At 30.7% G+C, this 18,229-nt stretch carries 15 protein-coding genes, 1 pseudogene and 1 CRISPR repeat array; of the genes and pseudogenes, 15 read left to right on the top strand and 1 reads right to left on the bottom strand.

The window, feature by feature from the left end:
* Window positions 1-61 precede the first annotated feature (61 nt).
* From dprA to FC55_RS00670, 4 genes are all read left to right on the top strand, one after another.
* The gene (dprA, locus tag FC55_RS00685; protein ID WP_003700109.1) at window positions 62-922 is read left to right on the top strand and encodes a DNA-processing protein DprA; all 861 of its coding nucleotides are present in this window, start codon (window positions 62-64) and stop codon (window positions 920-922) included.
* 187 nt (window positions 923-1,109) lie between these two features.
* Window positions 1,110-3,221 carry a type I DNA topoisomerase gene (gene topA / locus FC55_RS00680; protein WP_003703765.1) on the top strand — a complete coding sequence of 704 codons (2,112 nt, stop codon included), beginning with the start codon at window positions 1,110-1,112 and terminating at the stop codon, window positions 3,219-3,221.
* A 22-nt stretch (window positions 3,222-3,243) separates the two neighbouring features.
* A complete protein-coding gene (trmFO, locus tag FC55_RS00675; protein WP_003700111.1) occupies window positions 3,244-4,554 on the top strand; it encodes an FADH(2)-oxidizing methylenetetrahydrofolate--tRNA-(uracil(54)-C(5))-methyltransferase TrmFO in 1,311 nt (436 codons plus the stop codon).
* Between the two features lie 121 nt (window positions 4,555-4,675).
* Window positions 4,676-6,079 (top strand): PTS transporter subunit IIC, encoded by a 1,404-nt coding sequence (locus FC55_RS00670; protein WP_003700112.1) that lies wholly within the window; start codon window positions 4,676-4,678, stop codon window positions 6,077-6,079.
* A gap of 41 nt (window positions 6,080-6,120) precedes the next feature.
* On the opposite strand, the pseudogene FC55_RS09870 reads toward FC55_RS00670, so the two are convergent.
* A pseudogene (locus FC55_RS09870) lies at window positions 6,121-6,255 on the bottom strand (TetR/AcrR family transcriptional regulator); the annotation flags it as partial.
* Here FC55_RS09870 and FC55_RS00665 point away from each other — a divergent pair.
* The 11 genes from FC55_RS00665 (at window position 6,255) to FC55_RS00615 (ending at window position 18,224) form a co-directional block, all read left to right on the top strand.
* Window positions 6,255-7,532, top strand: coding sequence for a hypothetical protein (locus FC55_RS00665; protein ID WP_003700115.1), 1,278 nt, complete (start codon window positions 6,255-6,257; stop codon window positions 7,530-7,532). The pseudogene FC55_RS09870 and the gene FC55_RS00665 overlap by 1 nt on opposite strands.
* Window positions 7,533-7,735: 203 nt before the next feature.
* Window positions 7,736-8,470 carry a CRISPR-associated endoribonuclease Cas6 gene (cas6, locus tag FC55_RS00660; RefSeq protein ID WP_157769226.1) on the top strand — a complete coding sequence of 245 codons (735 nt, stop codon included), beginning with the start codon at window positions 7,736-7,738 and terminating at the stop codon, window positions 8,468-8,470.
* A gap of 20 nt (window positions 8,471-8,490) precedes the next feature.
* Window positions 8,491-10,785 (top strand): type III-A CRISPR-associated protein Cas10/Csm1, encoded by a 2,295-nt coding sequence (gene cas10 / locus FC55_RS00655; protein ID WP_099452476.1) that lies wholly within the window; start codon window positions 8,491-8,493, stop codon window positions 10,783-10,785.
* 1 nt (window position 10,786) lies between these two features.
* On the top strand, window positions 10,787-11,269 hold the full coding sequence (csm2, locus tag FC55_RS00650; RefSeq protein ID WP_003700118.1) for a type III-A CRISPR-associated protein Csm2: 483 nt from the start codon (window positions 10,787-10,789) through the stop codon (window positions 11,267-11,269).
* Between the two features lie 19 nt (window positions 11,270-11,288).
* Window positions 11,289-11,954: a type III-A CRISPR-associated RAMP protein Csm3 gene (csm3, locus tag FC55_RS00645; protein ID WP_003700119.1), complete on the top strand. Its 666-nt coding sequence runs from the start codon at window positions 11,289-11,291 to the stop codon at window positions 11,952-11,954.
* Between the two features lie 3 nt (window positions 11,955-11,957).
* Window positions 11,958-12,875 carry a type III-A CRISPR-associated RAMP protein Csm4 gene (gene csm4 / locus FC55_RS00640; protein ID WP_003700120.1) on the top strand — a complete coding sequence of 306 codons (918 nt, stop codon included), beginning with the start codon at window positions 11,958-11,960 and terminating at the stop codon, window positions 12,873-12,875.
* Between the two features lie 2 nt (window positions 12,876-12,877).
* Window positions 12,878-13,858, top strand: coding sequence for a type III-A CRISPR-associated RAMP protein Csm5 (gene csm5, locus FC55_RS00635; protein ID WP_099452478.1), 981 nt, complete (start codon window positions 12,878-12,880; stop codon window positions 13,856-13,858).
* Between the two features lie 24 nt (window positions 13,859-13,882).
* Complete coding sequence (gene cas1 / locus FC55_RS00630) at window positions 13,883-14,791, top strand: type II CRISPR-associated endonuclease Cas1 (RefSeq protein WP_035149744.1); 909 nt, start codon at window positions 13,883-13,885, stop codon at window positions 14,789-14,791.
* 2 nt (window positions 14,792-14,793) lie between these two features.
* Window positions 14,794-15,099 (top strand): CRISPR-associated endonuclease Cas2, encoded by a 306-nt coding sequence (gene cas2 / locus FC55_RS00625; protein WP_003700124.1) that lies wholly within the window; start codon window positions 14,794-14,796, stop codon window positions 15,097-15,099.
* A gap of 148 nt (window positions 15,100-15,247) precedes the next feature.
* Window positions 15,248-16,089: direct repeats of the CRISPR family, unit length 36 nt; unit sequence AATAAGAACATATCTCCGAATGAAGGAGACGAAAAC.
* An 85-nt stretch (window positions 16,090-16,174) separates the two neighbouring features.
* The gene (gene csm6 / locus FC55_RS00620; RefSeq protein ID WP_003700128.1) at window positions 16,175-17,413 is read left to right on the top strand and encodes a type III-A CRISPR-associated CARF protein Csm6; all 1,239 of its coding nucleotides are present in this window, start codon (window positions 16,175-16,177) and stop codon (window positions 17,411-17,413) included.
* Window positions 17,414-17,567: 154 nt separating this feature from the next.
* Window positions 17,568-18,224, top strand: coding sequence for a histidine phosphatase family protein (locus FC55_RS00615; RefSeq protein WP_003700129.1), 657 nt, complete (start codon window positions 17,568-17,570; stop codon window positions 18,222-18,224).
* Window positions 18,225-18,229: the final 5 nt, after the last annotated feature.

The raw sequence follows: 18,229 nt of genomic DNA, 5'->3' as shown, positions 1-18,229 counted from the left end.
AAAGAAAACCTTATTTCTACGTATCTTATTAGATAGATTGTAGCAGAAATGAGGTTTTTTTATGGAATTAAGAGATTTTTTAATAAGAGCACATATTTGTAGTCAATACTATGGTGGTTCGGTAAAAAACGTAGCATATTTTATGAATGAAATACAAAAATTACCTACAGAAGAAGAATTTATCAAACTATTGAAACTTAGTGAAAAGAAAATTGGAAAGTATATGGCTTATTTTCTTAGTGATGGTTTAACTAAAGAAGTAGAAGAAAATAAAAATTATGGTGGAATATGTACAATTTTTGATGAAGATTACCCAGTTTTATTAAAAGAAATATATAATCCACCGCTAGTATTTTTTTATAATGGAAATTTTTCACTTTTGAATGCTCCTACATTAGCGATTGTTGGAGCAAGAAAGCATTCACCATATGCGAAAGAAGTATTAAAAAAGTTACTACCAGATGTTTTAGGTGAAGGTATTGCAACAGTTAGTGGCTTAGCGAAAGGAATAGATAGTCTGGCACATAAGATAACATTGTCAGAGAAAGGAAAAACGATAGGTGTCATTGGGACGGGACTAGACAGGACATATCCACGTGAAAATTTTGAGCTACAAGCCAATATGGAAAAAGAAGGGATAGTTTTAAGTGAATATGCGTTGGGACAAAAGCCCTTACGTTTTCATTTTCCAGCTCGAAATAGGATAATTTCAGGTTTATGTCAATCATTACTAGTTGTTGAAGCTAGAAGACAAAGTGGCAGCTTAATAACTGCTAATATGGCATTACAAGAAAATCGAAATGTCTTATCAGTTCCGGGAAATATTAATTCAATATTATCAGAAGGATGTAATGAGTTAATTTTGGAAGGAGCCAAACCAATTTTAGAAGCAAAGGATATTTTAGAGGAATTTAAAATATAGCTAGGATATGGTTTCTGAAATAATTCCGCTTGCATAATTTGAATATCTAGTATAGGATAATATTTGAATTTTTAAGCAGAGGAGGTATGGGCTTAATTTTAAAGATGACATTTTAGCTTAGTAATGTTAAAGTTATCTTGATTAAAAAATTTTGAATAAGTTAATTAATGACAAAGGAGCTGGGTTAATGCCTACTACTCAGAAACCAAAGAAAAAGACAACGAAAAGAACACGAAAGAAAAATTTAGTAATAGTAGAATCGCCTTCCAAAGCGAAAACAATTGAAAAGTATTTAGGGTCAAATTATAAAGTTATGGCTAGTTTAGGTCATATTCGAGATTTACCTAAAAGTAAGATGGGGATTGATGTTGAGAATGGATATGAACCACATTATATCTCTATTCGTGGTAAAGGCGATGTTATAAAAGAACTTAGAAAAGAAGCAAAAAAAGCAAGCCATGTTTATCTAGCAGCCGATCCGGACCGTGAAGGAGAAGCTATTGCTTGGCATTTATCATATCTTTTAGGATTGAACCCAGAAGATAAAAATCGCGTTGTGTTTAATGAAATAACCAAAGATGCTGTAAAGAATGCATTTAAATCACCACGTTCAATTGATATGAATTTGGTAGATGCACAACAGGCTAGACGTGTGTTAGATAGGCTTGTTGGTTACTCAATTTCACCATTGTTGTGGTCAAAGATAAAGAAGGGCCTTTCTGCTGGACGTGTACAATCAATAGCATTGAATTTAATTATCCAACGTGAAAAAGAGATTCGAGACTTTAAACCTGAAGAATATTGGACTATTGATGCTAAGTTTAAAAAAGGTAGAACTAAATTTGAAGCTGACTTCTGGGGTGTAGATAATAAGAAGAAAAAATTATCTAACGAGAAAGATGTTAAAGAAGTCATTGAAAAGATTGATAAAGATAAACCTTTCAACGTTATTAATATTGAACAAAAAGAACGTAAAAGAATGCCACCATTACCATTTACAACTTCAACAATGCAACAAACTGCTAACAATAATTTGAAGTTTAGAACTCAAAAAACAATGATGGTTGCACAACAATTATATGAAGGTATTAATATTGGACGAGGTGGAGCTGTAGGTTTAATTACTTACATGCGTACTGACTCTACTCGAATTTCGAGTGTTGCTAAGCATGAAGCAGCTGTCTTTTTACATGAAAATTATGGTGAAGAATATGCTGCTTCTAAACCACGTCAGGGTAAATTATCTGAAAATGCACAGGATGCTCACGAAGCTATTCGACCATCATCAGTTGAACGTACACCTGAAAAGATGGCTAAGTATTTAGATAAGGATCAATTAAAATTATATACATTGATTTGGTCAAGATTCGTAGCAAGTCAGATGACACCAGCCGTTTTTGATACTATGCGTGTAGATATAGAACAAAATGGAGTTCAATATCGTGCAAATGGTTCTAAGATGAAATTCCCTGGATTTATTAAGGTATATAAAGCAGCAACAAGTAAAGATAACTTATTGCCAGAATTGAAGGTTGGCGATGAGGTTGACATGGTTCAAAATCAACCAAATCAACATTTTACTTTACCACCAGCTCGCTATTCTGAAGCTACTTTAATTCGTACTTTAGAAGAAAATGGTGTAGGTCGACCATCTACTTATGCACCTACTTTAAGTACAATTCAAAAGCGTTATTACGTGAAGTTAGTCTCACGTAAGTTTGAACCAACTGAACTAGGCGAAATTGTTAATTCCATGATTGAAGAATGTTTCCCTGATATTTTAAATGTTGATTTTACAGCTCATTTGGAAGATCAATTAGATGATGTTGAAGAAGGAAAAGAAGAATGGGTTAGAATTATAGACGAATTCTACCAACCTTTTTCTAAGGAAGTTGACAATGCTCAAGTAAAGATGGATAAGATTAAGATCAAAGATGAGCCAGCAGGAATTGATTGTGAAATTTGTGGTGCTCCAATGGTCATTAAACTAGGTCGTTATGGTAAATTCTATGCCTGCAGTCGTTTCCCAGATTGTCGAAATACTAAGGCGATAGTTAAGGAAATAGGCGTAGTTTGTCCTAAATGCCATAAAGGTCAAATTATCGAACGCAAATCTAAGAAAAATAGAGTCTTCTATGGTTGCTCATTGTACCCAGATTGTGACTTTGTTTCTTGGGATAAACCAATTGGACGTGATTGTCCAAAATGCAGTCATTACTTAGTAGAAAAGAAAACTAAGAAGGGCATGCAAGTTAAATGTAGTAATTGTGATTATGAAGAAGCAATTCAAAATAATTAAAAAGCATTAAGGAGATGAAAATATGACAGCAAGTGTAAATGTTATCGGTGCTGGCCTTGCAGGAAGTGAAGCTGCATGGCAAATTGCAAATCAAGGAGTTAAGGTAAGATTATATGAAATGAGACCACAAAAATTAACTCCAGCACATCATACTGAAAATTTCGCGGAATTAGTATGTACCAATTCTTTAAGAGCAAATCGTTTAACCAATGCTGCTGGTTTGCTTAAAGAAGAAATGCGAACTTTCAATTCTATTATTATGGAGTCTGCAGATAAGCATTCTGTACCAGCTGGTGGTGCGCTTGCTGTTGACCGTGAAACTTTTTCGAAAGAAGTAACAGAAAAGTTACACAATCATCCAAATGTTGAGATTATAAATGAAGAAATTGATGAGATACCAGAGGGATTAACTGTAATTGCTACAGGTCCACTTACATCTGATGCTTTAGCTAAGGATATTACTAAATTTACTGGTAGCGATGGATTGTTCTTCTTCGATGCTGCTGCTCCTATTTTAGAAAAATCTTCTTTAGACATGGATAAAGTTTACTTGAAGTCTCGTTATGATAAGGGCGAAGCTGCTTATCTAAATGCACCTATGACTAAGGATGAATTTTATAATTTTTACAATGAGTTAATTAAAGCAGAAACAGCAGAATTACATGACTTCGAAGACGATAAATTCTTTGAAGGATGTATGCCAATTGAAGAAATTGCTTCTCGTGGTGCACAAACAATGCTGTATGGTCCTTTAAAACCAGTTGGATTGGAAGATCCACGAACAGGGAAAGAACCTTTTGCAGTAGTTCAATTGCGTCAAGATAACGCTGCTGGAGATCTATACAATATTGTTGGTTTCCAAACTCATTTGAAATGGGGCGAACAAAAGAGAGTATTTTCCATGATTCCAGGCCTAGAAAATGCACGTTTTGTAAGATATGGTGTAATGCATCGCAACACATTCTTATGTTCCCCAGAAGTTATGCAAGCAACATATCAAACAAAGAAACGTCCAGACTTATTCTTTGCTGGTCAAATGACAGGTGTAGAAGGTTATGTTGAAAGTGCTGCTAGTGGATTATACGCAGGTTTGAATGCGGCTAGAATTGCTCAAGGAAAGGATCCAGTTATTTTTCCTGAAGAAACAATGATGGGAGCAATGGCTCATTACATTACGCATGCTTCCGTGAAGAATTTCCAACCTATTAACGCAAACTTTGGAATTGTACCAAAATTACAAGAAAGAATTAGAAATAAGCAAGAACGTAATTTGAAGATTTCAGAGAGAGCTATTGATAGAATTAAGAAGTTTAAAAATTTAAATTTTGACTAATTTATTAAGCCGTTAGATGATAAGTCTAAAGGCTTTTTTATTGTATTAATATCATATATAATGTAAAAGGAATTCGGTTGTGGTAAATTTATTTGATAAAAAAAGAGGGTGACAAAAGTAAATGTTAGAAACATTAAATAATTTTTTCACTATTTTTGGTGCCAGCATCATAGTACCAATAATAATTTTCATTATTGCTCTATTTTTACATGTTAAATTTTCCAAAGCTATAATGAGTGCTTTTTATGCAGGTGTAGGATTAACAGGGTTTAACTGGGTTATTGCTGAATTCACACCAATTGTAACTAAGATTGTAAAACAAATGGTTAATAATACTGGAATTAAATTACCAGTGGTCGATATAGGGTGGCAAGCAGGCTCCTTAGCAAGCTTTGGCTCATCTGTAGGAATAACTTTCTTTGTATTTGGCTTAATTTTTGAATTAATTATTTTTGCATTGGGTATCACCAAGGTCTTTATGGCATCTAATTTATGGAATAATTTTGGATTTATGATTTGGGGGACCTTAGCTTACTATGTAACTCATAATTTTTGGTTATCATTAAGTTTATCCTTTTTCATGTTATTATACACTTTAGTAATTGCAGAAATTCAAGCTGATAGATGGTCGGAATATTTTGATATAAAAAATGCGACAGTAGCTTCATTGCATAACATAGAACAGACTATTCCTGCAATTTTGCTGGATCCTTTATGGAACTTGTTGGGATTTAATAAGGTGAAATTAACTCCGAAAGTTTTCAAGGATAGATTAGGAGTGTTTGGGGAGCCAACAAGTTTAGGAATAATATTAGGAATAATTATAGGAATTTTAGGTAACTTAAACAATTTAACGGATATAGATGCTTGGGGAGAGGTATTAAAGTTTGCAATTCAACTTGCTGCCGTTATGACCATTTTTCCATTAATTACAGACGTTTTTGCTAAAGCATTCATTCCTTTGGCTGATGCAATTGATAGTAGACAAAAAGAGGAAATGAAAGAGAAAACACACCCTAAGAGATGGTTCTTAGGTATTGATGATGGTGTAGGTTATGGAGAACCAGCTACTATAATATCTGGGATGATATTGATTCCAATCATGGTACTACTTGCATTTGTATTACCAGGTAATAGGACATTACCAGTGGTAGATTTAATAGCATTACCTTTTATGGTTGAGTCAATAGTTGCAATAACTAGAGGTAATATCTTAAAAATCATTGCAAATGGAATTATTTGGTTTAGTTTAGGATTATATGCATCAAGTTGGTTAGGTTCAGTTTATACAGAAGCAGTATCAAATTATGGTGCTACAATTCCAACTGGTGTAGTGTTGATTACAAGTTTTAATCTAATGGCCAGACCATTAAATGCAGTGGTATTTGCAGCATTTATTTCACAAAATCCATTTTGGATAGGGTTATGCTTAGTAATTTATCTCGTATTGTTATTCTTACTTAGAAGATATAGAAGTCAGATATGGAGCTATCTAAGAAAAATGTCAGAGAAAAATATAAATTAACATAAATAAAAATTACTCAGATTTTAAAGTCTGGGTAATTTTTATTTATCTTTCATAATTATATTAGAATTTGGAGCAATGCCTTTCAACAGTACTTCAGTCCATTCTTTAGTAAAAGGGAGGGCTTGTTGATATATTTCAGGTTGGGAAAAGCCGTTAACCATCGCTTGAGTATATGGAAGAAAACGGGCAATTAGAAATATTGAATTCGTTGCATATTGGTTCGCAAGCCTCTAGTATGGCAACAAATTTATTGGTACTTTTACATACAGTTTTAACAATTATTTTAGTTAGTGGAATTTTAGTATCTTACAATGTTAGTTCTATAGATCTTAAAGGTAGTTTGTATTTTGCATGTTCATTAGGATTAGCTAGTTTGTTAGGTGCATCAATAGCTTATCTTTGTACTCAAATCTTTGCTACAAGCTCACAAGCACGTGGAATTTTCTTTAGTATAGTGGGAATATTATATGTACTTAGGGCAGGTACTGATGTTAGTAATTTAACATTATCTAAGTTTAATCCACTAGCTTGGACTTATTTAGGTCATCCTTTTTATCAAAATGATTGGTATTATTTGATAGGATTATTCTTATTAATTTTAGTTGTATTTAGTATTGGTTTGGTGCTTGAAAGTTCACGAGATTTAGGATCTAGTACAATTGCTCCAAAAAAGGGTAAAACTAAAGCTAGTAAATGGCTAGCTACACCACTAGGATTTTTCTTTTACTTAAATAGATCTACTATTATTTCTTGGTTACTAGCTGATGGCGTAATTGCATTAATGTATGGTTCAATTTATGGAGATATTGATACATTTGTCAGCAGTAATAAATTAATTAGTCAAATGTTTGCTAATAATTCTACAACATTGATTAATTCATTTACTTCTTTAATTATGGTGGTAACGATAGCAATTGGTTTAGTGATGCCACTAGTAGTTGTTCATAAAGTGCAGTTTGAGACAAATAAAGAACGATTAGGTTATCTTTTAGTGCAGCGAGTAAGTAGGTTGAAAGTTTACTATTCTAGTTTAATTTTAGCTTTATTTTTTGGGACTTTAGCTATACTAATAAATGGATTTTGTTTAGGAATAGCAGCTACTTCATCAATGCAGGCTAATAATGGAAAATTTATTACAACTTGTATAAAAGCATCGTTAAATCAATGGCCATTAGTTTGTTTATTTGTTGGACTAATGTTACTAAGCTTGAGTTTGCCTATATTTGTTGGTTGGTTAGTTTATGGATTATTAGGGTATAGTTTTTGTGTAACATACTTTGCTGTACTGCTTGATTTACCCAAGTGGATGATGCATACTTCATTATTCAACGTACTTGCAAAAATGCCAATGGAGAAATTTGATTTGATGTCATTTGCTATTTTAACTGGTATAGGGATATTGGCGATGTTATTAGGAGGAATTTTGTATACACGAAAGGAAATAGTGTAGATAGTTAACTACAGAACAGTTGGATTTGTTTCAACTGTTTTTTATTTTAAAAATATCTTTTCAACTTATTAAGAATATGGTATATTAGTTCTCCTGTTCAAAAATAGAATAGGAAATATGATCTTAGCTAAATTTAATATTTAAAGTAGTTAATTTTTATAATATAATTATATCAGTATTAAGTTATGTAAAGGGGTGAAGGTTTGAAAAAGGTAACGTTTATTTGTAATAAAAAACAAAAATTTAGTTATCATTTAGGACCGCAATTCCATGGATGGTTAATGGAAAATATTTCAGAAGAAGCTGCTGATTATTTACATGAATCAAAGATTAATTGTTATTCAATAAGTGTAAGTAATGATGATAAAAATGTGTATTTTACTATTAATTTGCTGAATGAAGTTGCAGAAAAGATATTTAGTTATCTAGTTTTAGACAAAGAAATAGATAAGATAGTGTTAAATAATTCTATACAGAAAGAATTTTTGGTTCTTAATAAGCAAATTGAAGAATTAACTGCGAAGCAATTAACTAGAAATTTTTATGAAGGAATATCTTCAAGAGAAGTTGTAGTAGATATTATGTCTCCCATGTCATTCAAAGTTCAAGGAGATTACTATTTTTTCCCAGATTTAGAGCTAATGTTTAGAAATCTTATGCAGAAATACAATGCTACTTTTGAGAATACAAATATAGTAGATAATGATTTATTACAAGAAATTTTAGAGAATTCAAAAATAGTTAGTTATAAGATACAATCTAGTTATTATCCTATACATAAAGCATTTATACCTGGAACTATCGGAAGAATAAAGATTAGGTTTAAAGGAAATCAAACTTTAACAAACTATACTCAAATGTTGCTAAATTTTGGTGTTTTTTCAGGTATAGGAGTTAAAACAGGTATGGGTATGGGGCATATATCTATAGCTAAGTAAAAATATAGGAGGAGATACCATTGGATGACAAGATGAATAGTTTATTTTATGGTAGCGTTTTACATGATATTGGTAAAATAGTTCAAAGATCAACTAATGAAAGAATTACTCATAGTAGAATAGGTGTAAATTACTTAAAGAAATTCACAGATAACATAGATATATTGCATCAAATTAATTATCATCATGTGAAAGAAATTAATGGTGCTAAACTTGAAAATGATGATCTAGCTTTTATCACATATATAGCTGATAATATTGCTGATGGGATAGATGGGATGGAAATAGAAGAAGATATCAAGCAACAATGGAATAGTAAAACAAATCTTGAAGATATTTTTAATAGATTTGGAGAACATCCTACTAGAAGATATATTGTCCCTTCTATGTTGAGTAAAAATGCTAGTAAAAGTTTTCCCATAAAGGATAAAGTTGAATTTAATGATAGCGAATACACTGAAATAATCTCAAGAATCACCAATACTTTATCAGATATAAGTTTCACACCTGACTACCAGCAGAGTGTTTTAAATTTGGTTGAAGCAACAGCCAGTTTTATTCCTAGTTCTACTAATATTCAAGAAACAGTAGACGTTTCTTTATATGATCATATGAGATTAACGGCAGGAATTGCATGTGCAATCTACCTATATCTAGAAGAGAAACAAGAATATAACTATAAAGATACACTCTATGATGACTCGCAAAATTTTTATAGGCAAGATGCTTTTAAATTAGTGAGTTTTGATATATCTGGAATTCAAAAATTTTTATATACAATCACAACTTCTGGTGCACATAAGCAATTAAGAAGTAGATCTTTCTATTTAGATATGATTAGTGAAACTATTGTTGATTCATTATTAAGTAAGTTAGATCTAAGTAGAGCTAATGTTATTTACACTGGTGGAGGACGTGCATACTTTATACTCCCTAATACTAAGCATGCTGATAAAGCAATACAAGAAGTAGAAAAAGAATTCAATCAATTTTTTATTGATAAATTTAATGTTCAACTTTATGTTTCGTTTGGTTCATCAATATTTACAGCTAATGATTTGATGGATAAAAAGGATAATAATGGAAAAACATATAACCGTATTTTTAGGGAAGTTAGTCATCAAATAAGTAAACATAAGTTAAGTAGATATGATGTTAATACGATAAAACAGTTAAATATGGGTGGCAAAAAAGTAGGTAGAGAATGCATAATTTGCCATAGCGTTGATAGTCTTATTGAAGGTGAAAATAAATGTCGACTTTGTTTTTCACTTGAAAACTTCTCTGGTGATTTACAAAAGGAAAAATATTTTGTTGTAGACGAAGAAGTTAGTGGATTGCAAATAGGTCCTAATATGTATATACATAAAGTGTCAGAAGAAGATATAAGATCAGGAAAAATCAATGGTAAAATTTATACCAAAAATGAATTTGTAACAGGTGCTGACCAATCTATAAGATTAATGATGGGTGATTATTCATACCTTCATAACAATGAATTTGGTAAGTATAGTGATAGAGATTGGACTAAGGTAGATAGTAGTTCTAGTCCAGTTGGTATAAAAAGAATAGCAGCTTTAAGATGCGACGTTGATGATTTGGGCTATGGATTTATTGGTGGTTTTAAGGAACAAAATTCTGGTAAGTATAATACTTTTAGTAGGATAGCAACTTTCTCAAGAAGAATGAGTATCTTCTTTAAAACATATATTAATTCATTCGCAAAGGATAAACGTTTGACTATAATTTACTCTGGCGGGGATGATGTATTTGTACTTGGTGCTTGGGATGAAGTTATAGAGTTTGCGGTTGATTTACGACAAAAATTCATCGCGTGGACTGATGGGAAACTTACACTATCAGCAGGTATAGGAATGTTTGATTCTAAGACACCGATAAATGTTATTGCAAGAGAGACAGGAATGCTAGAAGATGCAGCTAAAGATAACGATAAAAATAGCATAGCATTATTTGATACTAAATATATATTCAATTTTGACTACTTTATCGATAACATTTATAACTCAAAATTATCATATATTAAAAAATTTTTTGAGAATCAATCTGAACAAGGAAAGACATTTATATATCGATTATTGTATTTAATAAATAATCGTGACATTAAAGATAAAATTTCATTTGCAAGAATTGCATATACTCTAGCGAAAGCTGAAGAAAATATGTCTGATAATCAATTAGAAGATTTTAAGGTTTTTAAATCTAAGATGCTAGACTGGTTTGAAGATGAAAAAGAAATATTAAGTACAGAACTAGCACTAATGCTATATATTTATCAAATTAGAAAGGATAGATAATATGTATAATAATCAAAAATCAAGAAGAACATATTCTCAAGAAAAGAATAAAGGAAACTATGACAAGGTTATTAAACAAAAATTTCCTCTGAAATTTACAGACGAATCCTATGTTGATGAAGCTAGAAAAATTATAGAAATTTTTGAAGGAGAAAATTTTGAAATTTTTTATAATAAAAGAAAAAAAGAAAGGTTAACAAATACACAGTTAAGAAATTTATTGGCTATGACAAGTGCAGTTTATGACGAAGCACGTAATAATGGCTTTGATCATGTTAATGAAAAAATTGCATACTTAAAAGTACAATTTATTTATCAAAGTGGAAGAAATTTAGCAGTTAAGGCATTTGTTGAAGTAGCTCAACTTGTTGAATTAGTAGATAAGATTAGAGATCTAAAAAAAATGGATGATTTATTACGTTTTTGCCACTATATGGAAGCTTTAATTGCTTACTTTAAATATTATGGTGGTGCAGATAAATAATTTTTAGGAGGATGTAGATATGTTAAAAAAATTAAAAATTGAGGGCACAATTAAGATAGAAACAGGGTTACATATAGGGGGAAGTACAGAATTTGCTGCTATAGGAGCTATTGACTCTCCTGTTATAAAAGATTCTTTAACGAATTTACCAATTATTCCAGGCTCTAGTTTAAAAGGAAAAATGCGTACACTTTTAGCTAAAGCATATAATGATGCACCATTAACTAGTGGAACATCTGCCAATAATGATGACTATAGAATTAAGCGATTATTTGGAGCAACTACTCAAAATGAGGATGGCCAGTTAATTATTGGTCGTTTGATATTTAGAGATTCAATTTTAAGTAATAAAGAAGAATTGGCACAGCTAGGAGCTAAAAGTTATACTGAAACAAAATTTGAAAATACAATTAATCGTTTTACAGCTATTGCTACTCCTAGACAAATTGAAAGGGTTATTCGTGGAAGTAAATTTGATTTTGAACTCATATACGATGTGGAAAAAGAAAGTGAAGTAGAAGAAGATATTCAATTAGTAAAAACTGGTTTAGAACTTTTGGAAAATGACTATCTAGGTGGAAGTGGTAGTAGAGGTTATGGAAAAGTGAAGTTTGAAAACTTATCTATAAAATCAGTTTTAGGAGATTATGATGTAAAAGGATTAGATGCCATATTGGAGGGATAGTAAGTGGAAGTACAAGCATATAAATTGGATTTTCAGACTGTTCACTTTGGGAATGGTAATTTGAATGAGAGTATAGGATCGTTTAATGCATCTAGGTTATATAGTGCATTATTTTTGGAATCTCTGAAGTTAAATGTTGACAAAGAATTTTTAGATTTGTCAAAATCTGATAACTTTCTTTTAAGTGATTCTTTTCCATTAAAAGATGGAGAATTCTACTTACCTAAACCAATTGGTTATCCTAAAATGCCATTAAATAGTGAAAGTACTAAAGAAACGCGAAGAAAAACAAAGAAAAGTAAAAAGTTGCGATATATAAAATATACAGATATAGAAGATTATGTTGAAGGTAATTGTGATGTAGAAAAACTCGATGGAATTGACAGCTTTTTTTCGAAAAATACAGTAGTTACTAAAAAGGGAATTGATCCATATGAAGTTGGTATTACTAACTTTAAGACGTCTTTATATATATTAACTATTAAGCACGAACTGTTAGATATGTTGATGAATAGCTTACAATATAGTGGTATTGGTGGAAAGCGAAGCAGTGGGTATGGGCGATTTACTGTTGAAAAGTTAGATATACCTAATGAATTTTCCAAAAATATTGTAATTAATGATAGTGAATATGGTGTATACATGACTTTAAATACATCAATTCCTAATAATGACGAATTAGATGTAGTATTACCAACAGCAGAATATTTATTAGAAAAATCAAGTGGTTTTGCATACAGTACGGCTTCAAAGAGCTTACTGAGAAAACAAGATTTATATAAATTTGTTGTGGGGACGACTTTAACTAAGACATATAGTGGAAATATTTTTGATGTAAGGCCTGATGGATTTCCACATCCTGTATGGAACTATGCAAAAGGTTTATTTTATAAATTACCATATTTAGATAGGGGAAGATGATGATGTTAAAGAAACAAAATTACGAATTTATGCTCCATACTTTAGCTCCTGTTTATATAGGTAGTGGGGTAAAAGCAACATCTAAAGAGTTTATTCAAGAAAATGGGGAGTATTATTTTCCTGAAATGGATAAACTATATTTATTTTTAGAAAAAAATTATCCTGAATCTCTTCCTGCTTTTGAACAATACTTGTTAGATAGTGGTAATAAAACAAATAAAAGAAAATCGCGTCTAATAGATTTTCTAAATGATCAGAAAATAGAAGAAAGAGATTTTGGTGGATTTAAAATAAAGCAGAATAATTTAGTAAAAAACTTGGGTGAAGTTTCGCTTTTTATTAGAGATGGATTAGGTAACCGATACATCCCTGGTAGTTCATTAAAAGGGGCTATACGTACAATATTAGAAAGTGAGTATTTTAGAGGTAGACAAATTCCATGGGGTGCCAAAAAAGGAAAAGCTTTTAATGATATATTTAATAATATTCGTGTGAGTGATAGTAGCTCAATAGAAGAATCCCTCTTTTCTGTAGTGGAAAAGTGGGATTATGCTAAAGGTAAAGCTCCTAAAAATTTGAATATATATAGAGAGGCACTTTTGCCAGAACAAGATGTAGTTTTTAATATATCTGCAATAGGCGAGAAAGCAATCTTTCTAATGAATAACCTAGAAAATATAGCTGAAAAACACTATTTATTCTATAAAGGGTTCTTTTTGGACAATGGCTTCGATAAAAAATACGTTCAGAATAATATAAATGCACCTATCTATTTAGGAGCTGGAAGTGGTATATGGACTAAAATAAATATACGACAAATGGATAAGAAAAAAATTGATAAAATTCAAATAAAAAATAGGATGAAAGACAAAGGAGTCATGAAGTTAACAAAATATCCTACAAATGTTAATTCGAAGATTGTAAAAACCAAGGATTTTTATGAAATGGGTAAGTGTAATTTCGAAGTTAAAAAGAGATCATAATCGGTCATGTATGGGGGAATAGTTATGAGGGATATAATCTATATTGAAAATAAACATTTTGTAGGAATAACTAAAGATAGTTTTAAATTAAAAAATGTTGTTGATGAATCCGAGCGTTATTTTCCTTTTGATGAAGTTGACTACTTGATTTTTGATAGCCGTAGTAGTTTTATATCAGAAAGGGTTATTACTACTTGTGTAGAAAATAATATAGGTTTGATATTTTGTGACAAAACACATACCCCTCAACTATTAATGACTAGCATATATGGGCAAAATGAAAGATTTAAGAGACAGAGTAAGCAACTTGCTATGAGCAAAAAAACTAAGGGAAGAATTTGGCAAAAGATTATTAAAACAAAAATAAATAATCAGGCAGATTGTTTAAAGTATGTTGTAAAAAATGATAAAGTGAGTGATATAGTAAGATCCATTGGTAAAACTGTAACTGAAGGTGATAAGAATAATCATGAAGCGTATGCTGCTAGAGTTTATTTTTCTAACTTATTTAGTAAAAGTTTTAAGAGAGGTCGCTATGACGATATCATAAATTCCTCTTTGAATTATGGATATGCTATTTTAAGATCAGCCATAAGAAAAGAGCTAGTAATATATGGGTTAGAGCCTTCATGGGGAATACATCATGTATCTACTGAAAATCCTTTTAACTTATCCGATGACATTATTGAAGTCTACCGGCCATTTCTAGATGCTTTAGTGGTAGAATTGCTAAATAATAATGAATCAGAAGAATTAGATATTGAATTAAAAAAAGAAATTATAAAGGTTCTTTTTGAAAAATGCATTATTGATAACAAAGTTTATAACTTATTAGATGCTATCAAGATAACTATAAAATCTTTTGTCTCTTGTGTTGATAAAAATAGTGCTACAGGACTGAAATTGCCAACTTTCATTGAGGAAGGAAGATAAGAATGATGCTATTAATATGTTTTGATTTACCAAGAAATACAAAAGAAAATAGAAGGGCTGCGGCAAAGTATCATAAAAAATTAATAGAATTGGGCTTTACAATGAAACAACTTAGTATGTATGAAAGAGAAGTGAGACAAAAATCTACTAGAGATAGAGTAATTAAAGTATTAAAAGACGAATTACCTAAGGCAGGATCAATTACTTTATACTTACTTCCTAATGAGGTAAATGATTCACAAATAACAATTTTGGGAAGAGAATCTATTAAAAAAACTGTTAGAAAACCTCAATTTATTGTAGTATAATATAACTACACTAATTGCTAGATAATAAGATTAAAAGTTTGTCTAAAATTTAACCAAACAATGCTTATTAATGTGACCTATTGCCCATTTAGGGTACCATTAAAAATGTTAGTTATTGTTGATATATCAATTAACTAATTAAAGAATGAATAAGAACATATCTCCGAATGAAGGAGACGAAAACCTGCTTAAACGTTTACTTAGCTGGATCGTCTGGTTCAATAAGAACATATCTCCGAATGAAGGAGACGAAAACTCAGTTACCTTGACAATGTCGCAACCATCTGATGTAATAAGAACATATCTCCGAATGAAGGAGACGAAAACAAAGTTGATTGTAGACCTTGTGCGATAATTTCATCGCTAATAAGAACATATCTCCGAATGAAGGAGACGAAAACCATAATCACCGCCTAATTCATATCTTTCTTTTTCTTAGAATAAGAACATATCTCCGAATGAAGGAGACGAAAACTCTTTCATCTAGTGATAATTCCATGTAGTCTATCATAAAATAAGAACATATCTCCGAATGAAGGAGACGAAAACTCAAGCGCTTCGGACGATGTTATTTTTTTGAGTTGTCTAATAAGAACATATCTCCGAATGAAGGAGACGAAAACTTGCAATTCTTCCAACGAACCAGCAAAGTGCATAACGAATAAGAACATATCTCCGAATGAAGGAGACGAAAACAATAGTTAATGTTTTCATTGCAACACTCCTTTATTCCTGATAAGAACATATCTCCGAATAAAGGAGACGAAAACTCTTCGTGTCGTGTGATTGCATTGTATTTATAACCATCAGAAGTAAGAACATATCTCCGAATAAAGGAGACGAAAACTGATTAGCACCCTCCATACTGTCTATGTTGTCATATAGTAAGAACATATCTCCGAATAAAGGAGACGAAAACTTTTTTGTTATGCAAATATTTCTTCTTTTTGTGTTAGTAAGAACATATCTCCGAATAAAGGAGACTGAATCTAATTTAATTAAAGTAGACAAGAGAAAGCGAAAATTAGAAAAAATAATATATAATATAGATAACTAATTAGAAAGTGGTGTAATTATGACAACATTAATATCGTGTATTGGTGATACAGATCCTATAAGAAATAGACACGATGGAGCTTTATTACATTTAGTAAGGGTATTTCGTCCCCAAAAAATATTATTAATATATTCTGAGCGTGCTTTATCAAAAGAGACTAATATTTTGTTAGCATTGAATTCTATAGATGGATATAATCCTATGATCGAAAAAAGTGATGAAGTCATTTCTGATAGTGAAGTATTTATTTTTGATAAAATGTATGAAGTACTAAATGGAATAATTTCAAAATATTCTAAAGAAGATGAAGATCTAATTTTGAATTTGTCTAGCGGTACGCCACAAATGAAGTCAGCGCTATTTACTATTAATAGATTGAAAGATATCAATGTTAAGGCTTACCAAGTCGTAACTCCTAGTCATTCTTCAAATGAAGGTATAAAGCATGATAATAATTTAGATATAGATTATTTAATTTCAACGAATCTTGATAATAGAGATGATTTTAAGAAGAGAATTTTAGAAGACAAAGCTGAAAAATTTCAACAAACTCTTATAAAGAGAACAATGAAAGATTTATTAAATAGTTTTGATTATGAATCTTTGTATAATTTATCTACAGGTCAACACAGGGTAATGAGTAAAACTAAGACCAGAAAGTTAAACTCATCGTTACAAGACTTAACGGAAGCTGTAAAATATCAAAAATTATTAAAAGTTGTCAGTCAGACAAAATATTCCGAAAAGGAAAAAAAGTTAATTAACTCATATTTGATTATATTGTTACAAGCAAATAGGGAATTGGTTAGTGAAGTATTGATAAGATCTAAAAATATTGGTGAATATGCTTGTGAATTATATTTAGAAAAAAATTACCCAGACTTGATTTTATGGGATAAAGGTAGACCATACCTTAATTCAATAAATTATCCAGATATAGAAGATAAATTGTTAAATAATGAAGATATTCATTATAGAAAAGAACAATATTTAAACATTCATTTCTATATTCAAATTCTAAAAGAATTAAATGAGAATGAAGAGTTAATTGAAGACTTGCTCAAGCTAAGTGGATATAATCAACAAAGAAATAAAGTTGCGCATGGACTAAGTGAGATACCTTCTAGTCAAGTAAAAGTACAAAAGATAATCAATTTATGTTATCAAGTTATAGGTAAGTGTATTGACTTAAAAGAAGATTGGAGTAAATTTTACGATCAATTTAATAATGATATTAGTACAATATTGGATGAATAAGAAATACAGAACAGTTGGATTTGCTTCAACTGTTTTTTTATATATTAAAATCAATAACTTACTTGTAGATTATGGAGAATACGAGTAAACTTGAATTAGTTTTTATTATTATTTTGAAGTTATTTTAATTATTAAAAATAAAGGTGAGGTTAGTATGACAAGACTTTTTTTTGTACGCCATGGAAAAACAGAATGGAATTTAGAAGGTAGATACCAAGGGGCACATGGAGATTCGCCATTATTACCTCAAAGTTTAGAAGAAATAAAGCAATTGTCAGAGTATTTAAAAACATATCGTTTTGCGAAAATATACTCTAGTCCAATAAAGAGAGCATTAGTAACTGCTCAAAAAATAAAAGAAAACCTACCTTATAATGTACGTTTAGAAGCAGATGCTGCATTTTCTGAGTTTAATTTAGGTAAAATGGAAGGTATGAAATTTACTGAAGTAGCAGAAAAATATCCAGCTGAATTAGATGCTTTTAGAAATCATCCTGATAAGTATGATCCAACGACAATAGAGGGTGAATCATTTCCTGAATTGTTTGCAAGAATGACTCCGAAAATTAGAGATATAGTTAAAAGATATCCTAATGATGATATTTTGATTGTTAGTCATGGTGCGGCTTTATGTGCTGAAATTCGTTATCTCCAGGGAATACCATTAGAAAAGATTCGTGCAAAAGGTGGATTGGCTAATACAAGTACAACGATTTTACAAACTGTAGATGACAACCAAAAATTCAAATGCTTAGTATGGAATAAAACTGATTATCTAAAGAGAGACTTAGATGCAACTGATGTAGTATAAAGTGG

The sequence above is a fragment of the Ligilactobacillus salivarius DSM 20555 = ATCC 11741 genome, from assembly GCF_001435955.1.
Taxonomy (GTDB): domain Bacteria; phylum Bacillota; class Bacilli; order Lactobacillales; family Lactobacillaceae; genus Ligilactobacillus; species Ligilactobacillus salivarius.
Note: the sequence above shows the minus strand (reverse complement) of the source record. Positions and strands in the feature narration are given on the sequence as shown.